The sequence below is a fragment of the Streptomyces sp. CLV115 genome (assembly GCF_038448545.1).
Classification (GTDB): domain Bacteria; phylum Actinomycetota; class Actinomycetes; order Streptomycetales; family Streptomycetaceae; genus Streptomyces; species Streptomyces sanglieri.
On sequence record NZ_JBCEWQ010000277.1, the window covers coordinates 1 to 5,298 of the forward strand.

A 5,298-nucleotide genomic window follows, 5' to 3' on the forward strand; every position below is an offset into this window, starting at 1 on the left:
CCCGTGGCCCCGGGCTCTCCGTCGAACTCCCCCGCGCTTCCCCCGATTTACCCCGTTTCCCCCGTTTTCCCTCGTGCCGGAGGGAGCGCCGCGACCGTTCCGCCGCCCCGTGTCGGCGGTGCGGGAGCCGCGCCCCTCTCCGTGCGCTCCACTCTCCCGTCCGCGCAGGTGGGAGCCCATCCGCACACCTACTCATCTCGTCACCTAGGTACGGATACTCAGGCCTGCGCACCGAACCCCTCCCCGGCGTTGCGCCATCTGGTTACGATCGCGTCCGTGTCCGTACTTCCTCTGGTATTCACAAGCGGCTGGGCGAGCGGGATCAACTCCTACGCGGTGGTCCTGCTGCTCGGCGTCTTCGGCGTGACCGGTCTGAGCGACGAGGTGCCCGCATCGCTGCAACGCACCGATGTCCTCGTGGTGGCCGGCGTGCTCTTCCTGTGCGAGGTGGTGGCGGACAAGATCCCGTACGTGGACACGGTCTGGGACTCGGTGCACACCGTCGTCAGGCCGCTCGCCGGTGCCGTCGTGGCCGCGCTGCTGGCCGGTGAGAGCGGTTCGCTGCCGGAACTCGCGGCGGCGGCGATCGGCGGGTCCACGGCGCTGATGAGCCATCTGGTGAAGGCGGGCACCAGGATGGCGGTGAACTCCTCCCCCGAGCCGTTCAGCAATGTCGCGGTGAGCATCGCCGAGGACCTGGGCGTCGCCGGGATCGTCACGTTCGCGATATTCCATCCGGTGGCGGCCGCGGTCATCGCGGGGACGCTGTTGCTGCTGGGCATCGTCATAGTGGCCTTCCTGGCCTCCAGAATCCGCCGGTTCCTGCGCCGCAGGGCCCAGCGGCGCGAGGAGAAACGCCTGGCCGGAGCGGGTGCGCACCAGCCGCCGGGATGACTGTCGGTGGCGGCCGTTAAGGTCACTGACATGGCACGTATTGCGGTGATCGGCGCCGGGATGGGCGCGATGGCGGCGGCCGCCCGGCTCTCCGTGGCAGGCCACCGGGTGACGGTGTACGAGCGGTCGGAGACCTTCGGCGGTTCGGTGGGCCGGTACGCCCATGAGGGCTTCGTCTTCGACACCGGCCCGGCGCTGCTCCATCTGCCCGCCGTCTACCGCGACTTGTTCGTGAAGACCGGCAAGGAGCCGCTGGAGCGGTGCGTCACGATGACGCAGGTCGATCCGGCGAGCCGCCACCTGTTCGCCGACGGCACGGCGGTCTCGCTGCCGAACGCCTCGCGGGCCGGGGTCGTCTCCGCGCTCGACGGCACGCTCGGCGGCGGTGCGGGCGCGGTCTGGGGCGGGTTCCTGGACCGGGCCCGCGACGCCTGGGACCGGTCCCGTCGCCCGCTCCTGGAGGAGCCGCTGCGCGCCGACCGTCAGGTGCTCGGCCGCGATCCGTATCCGGCGCTCCGGCAGCGCCGGCTGCTGCGCTCCGCCCGGCAGGCGGGCACGGTCGCGGAGATCGGCGCGTGGGAGCTGGCGGACCCCCGGCTGGCCGCGCTCCTCGACGGGTACGCCCTGTCGTACGGGCTCGACCCGCAGCACGCACCGGCGGCGGCCGCCCTGCTGCCGTACATGGAGGAGACGTTCGGCAGCTGGTACGTCTCCGGTGGGACACGGGCCCTGGCGCAGGCGGTGTACGAGCGGTGCCTGGCCCGGAAGGTCGAGTTCGTCTTCGGCACCGAGGTGGCCCGGGTCGTCGAGAAGGACGGCCGGGCGGCCGGCGTCGAGCTGGCGGACGGGGCGGTCGCGGAGGCCGGTCATGTGGTGCTGGGAGCCCGGCCGTGGCCGGGGCTGGTGCCGGGTCAGGAGCTGTGGCAGGACGACGACGCGGCGGGGCGGCCGGGCTCCGGGCACGGATCGGTGCCGGGCCGGTTCATGGTTCTGCTCTCGTTGCGCGGCGCCCGGCCCTCGGACACCGTGCACCGGACGGTGGTGCACCCGGCCGACGGTGCGGCGGAGCGCGAGGCGGTGTTCGGCGGACGGCTCGCCGAGCATCCCACCGTGACGGTGCTGCGCCCCGACGACCCGTCGACCCGTCCCGACGACGGCCACGAGGCGGTGACCCTGACAGCGACGGTCGCCCCGCACGGCACGGTGGACTGGACGGACCCGGCGGTGCGCGAGCGGTGTGCCGATTCGCTGATCGAGACGGCGGCCGCGGTCGTGCCCGGGATACGGGAGCGGCTGCTCCGCGCCGAGGTGCGGACGCCGGCCGAGACGGCCGCCGAGACCGGCGCCGAGGGCGGTTCGGTGCCCGCGCCCGCGCTGGCCGGGGCGGGCGGCGCGTATCTGCGTCCGGGCAATCGCACCCGGCTGCCGGGGCTCTACGCCGCGGGCGGCTGGTCGCACCCGGGCGGCGGGCTCGCGCACGCGGGCATGTCCGGAGCCCTGGTCGCCGGGCTGATCGTGGAGGGCGACGGCTTCCGCGGCTCGCAGTGACCTCCGCGGCTCGCAGGCTCCCGGTGATCCGGGAAGCCGTCCGTCGTCAGTAGCGGTACTGCTGCTCGTCGTAGCCGTTGCCGTTGTTGTAGCCGTTCGGGTAGGGGGCCGGCTGTGCGGGCGGCTCCGGCGGTGCGGCCGGGTACTGCTCGCCCTCGCGCTGCTGCGGCACCCAGACGCCGCCCGGCGGGGTGTCGGGGGCGTACTGCTGGGCGTACGGGTCGGCGTCGGGGTACTCCTGCCGGCCGCCGAAGCTGTCGTAGCCGTTGCCGTAGCTGTCGTACGCGTCGTACTGCGGGGCGCCGCCGGTGGTGCCGGTCCCGATGTACGGGTCGGAGTAGGCGGCGTACTGCTGCCGGTCGGTCCCGTAGTCGTACTGCCCGGCGAGCGGGTCCTGACCGGCGTAGGCGTCGTGCCCGGCGTAGGCGTCCTGGCCCGGGGAACCGTACGGGGCGGGGTCGGCGTACGGCTCGTAGGCGGCGTACTGGGGCTGGGGCTGCTCCTGGGGGTCCTGCTCCTGCCGGGACCGGTGGTGGTCGGAGTAGACGCCGTACTGCCCGGTGTCGTCCGGCATCGGCTCGGGTTCGTAGACCGCCGCGGCCGGAGCCCCGGGGGCGGCGGGCTGCGGGGCGTTCTCGTCGTGCGCCATCTCCAGGTCCGACACCTGGAGGGTGGGCCCGCGGCCCTCCCGCTCGCCGCCGCCGCGACGACGACGGCTCTCACCGGGGTTGCCCCCTATGGCCCAGCCGGTGGAGAACCCGCGCCGGAAGGAGAGCGTGACGTACGTCTGGCCGGTCGCGAAGGCGATCGTGCCGAGGACGATGACGAACACCGACGGCATCAGCACGCCGACGACCACGATGCCGAAGCCGGCGAAGGCGAGCAGACGCCATCTCAGGCGCGCCTTGTACTGCAGGAGCACCTCGCCGAGCAGCCACAGCGCGACGATTCCGAACGCGATGTAGAGGACTGTCCAGCCCATGCCCGCCCCCTCCTACGGCCACCCCCCGGGTCGCGGCGGGTACGGCCGGTCACGACTGCTTGTGCAGTCCGAGATTTTCGTAGATTTCGAGCGTCGCCGTCGAGTTGTTGAGCGTGATGAAGTGCAGTCCGGGAACACCCTCGGATCGCAGCCTCGCGCAGAACTGCGTTGCGAAGTCGATGCCAATGGAGCGTACAGCGGCGGGATCGTCCTTGGCGGCGAGGATGCGTTCTTTCAGGGACGAGGGGAAAGACGCGTTGCTGAGCTGCGCAAATCTGTCCAGCTGTTTGACGCTGGTCAGCGGCATGACTTCGGGAATGATCGGAGTTTCGCAACCCGCAGCGACCACCCGGTCACGCATACGCAGATAGTCCTCCGGATTGAAGAACATCTGGGTGATCGCATAGTCGGCACCGGCGCGGCACTTGTCCACGAAATGCCGGATGTCGGTGTCCCAGTCGGTCGATCGCGGGTGCATCTCGGGAAATGCCGCGACGCCGACGCAGAAATCACCGGATTCCTTGATGAGCCGGACGAGATCGGCCGCGTACCGCACGCCGTGCGGGTGCTCGATCCACTCGCCCATCGGGTCGCCCGGCGGGTCTCCGCGCACGGCGAGGATGTTGCGGATCCCGGCGTCCGCGTACTGCCCGACCATGTTGCGCAGCTCGGCGACGGAGTGGTTGACCGCCGTGAGGTGGGCGACCGGGGTGAGGGTGGAATCGGCCGCGATCTGCTCGGTGGCCTTGACCGTCCCGGCCCGGGTGGAACCACCGGCCCCGTAGGTCACGGAGACGAAGCTCGGCCGCACCGCCTCGACCCGGCGCAGCGCGTTCCAGAGGTTCCGCTCGCCCTTCTCGGTCTTGGGCGCCCAGAACTCGAACGAGTACGAGGTCTTGCCGGTCGCGAGGAACTCACGCACCGTGCGTGCGTGATCTGTCCTGGTGGATGGTGTGCCAAGGGCCATACCGGCAGGTTAACCAGAGCGCGACGGCCGATGGACCGGACCAGCGTGAATTGCCCGAATTGACTGGTTGTTTGTCCATCCCTCGGACAGTCGGCCGGATATCGCCTCCCGGCCGCCGGAGACCGCTTCCGGCCGGTCGGGCCGGATCACCCCGCGGCGCGCTCCCGGATCCTCCTGGCCAGGCCGGCGGTGGCGGCGGCCGGATCGGCGGCCTCGGTGATCGCCCGGACGACGACCACCCGGCGGGCCCCGGCGTCCAGCACCTCGTCGAGATTGCCCGCGTCGATCCCGCCGATGGCGAACCAGGGACGCGGCTGGTCGAGCGAGGCGGCGTACCGCACCAGCTCCAGGCCCGGGGCGTGCCGGCCGGGCTTGGTCGGGGTGGGCCAGCAGGGGCCGGTGCAGAAGTAGTCCACGCCGGGCTGGGCGACGGCCGCGTCGACCTCGGAGCGGGCATGTGTGGAGCGGCCGATCACCACGTCCCGGCCGACGACGGCGCGGGCGGCGGGCACCGGCAGGTCGCCCTGGCCGAGGTGCAGCACATCGGTGCCGATGGCGTGGGCGACGTCGGCCCGGTCGTTCACCGCGAGGAGCTTGCCGTGGCGCCGGCACGCCTCGGCGAGGACGGCCAGGTGGTCGAGCTCCTCGGCCGCCTCCATGCCCTTGTCCCGGAGCTGGACGACGTCCACCCCGGCGGCGAGGACGGCGTCGAGGAACTCGGGGAGGTCGCCCTGGCGCCTGCGGGCGTCCGTGCACAGATAGAGCCGGGCGTCGGACAGCAGCGCGCGAGGCGTGGACATGGTGCGGTTCCCCCCTGGGAGAGCGTGGTGGAGCGGTTGTCACCGGTCGGTGCGGGCGCGGCGCTTCACCTCCGTGCCGCGATTCTCGCTCAGTGCCTGGGCGGGGG

Annotated in this window: 5 protein-coding genes; 2 read left to right on the forward strand and 3 right to left on the reverse strand. The window is 72.2% G+C overall.

All coding sequences use genetic code 11. The features are described from left to right. Positions 1–276: 276 nt before the first annotated feature. Together AADR41_RS41005 and AADR41_RS41010 are read left to right on the forward strand one after the other, a co-directional pair. Positions 277–894 carry a DUF4126 domain-containing protein gene (locus AADR41_RS41005; protein ID WP_342287470.1) on the forward strand — a complete coding sequence of 206 codons (618 nt, stop codon included), beginning with the start codon at positions 277–279 and terminating at the stop codon, positions 892–894. A 30-nt stretch (positions 895–924) separates the two neighbouring features. After that, positions 925–2,442 carry a phytoene desaturase family protein gene (locus AADR41_RS41010; RefSeq protein ID WP_342287471.1) on the forward strand — a complete coding sequence of 506 codons (1,518 nt, stop codon included), beginning with the start codon at positions 925–927 and terminating at the stop codon, positions 2,440–2,442. A 46-nt stretch (positions 2,443–2,488) separates the two neighbouring features. On the opposite strand, the gene AADR41_RS41015 is transcribed toward AADR41_RS41010, so the two are convergent. From AADR41_RS41015 to thiE, 3 genes are all read right to left on the reverse strand, one after another. Continuing rightward, positions 2,489–3,424 carry a hypothetical protein gene (locus AADR41_RS41015; protein ID WP_342287473.1) on the reverse strand — a complete coding sequence of 312 codons (936 nt, stop codon included), beginning with the start codon at positions 3,422–3,424 and terminating at the stop codon, positions 2,489–2,491. Positions 3,425–3,473: 49 nt separating this feature from the next. Further along, positions 3,474–4,391, reverse strand: a complete 918-nt coding sequence (metF, locus tag AADR41_RS41020; RefSeq protein WP_342287475.1) for a methylenetetrahydrofolate reductase [NAD(P)H] — start codon at positions 4,389–4,391, stop codon at positions 3,474–3,476. Between the two features lie 146 nt (positions 4,392–4,537). Then, the gene (gene thiE, locus AADR41_RS41025) at positions 4,538–5,191 is read right to left on the reverse strand and encodes a thiamine phosphate synthase (protein ID WP_342287476.1); all 654 of its coding nucleotides are present in this window, start codon (positions 5,189–5,191) and stop codon (positions 4,538–4,540) included. Positions 5,192–5,298 lie beyond the last annotated feature (107 nt).

Coding starts and splice junctions, on each gene's coding strand:
- AADR41_RS41010 (WP_342287471.1), top strand. CDS start 925: ATGGCACGTATTGCGGTGATCGGCGCCGGGATGGGCGCGATGGCGGCG.
- AADR41_RS41015 (WP_342287473.1), bottom strand. CDS start 3,424: ATGGGCTGGACAGTCCTCTACATCGCGTTCGGAATCGTCGCGCTGTGG.
- metF (WP_342287475.1), bottom strand. CDS start 4,391: ATGGCCCTTGGCACACCATCCACCAGGACAGATCACGCACGCACGGTG.
- thiE (WP_342287476.1), bottom strand. CDS start 5,191: ATGTCCACGCCTCGCGCGCTGCTGTCCGACGCCCGGCTCTATCTGTGC.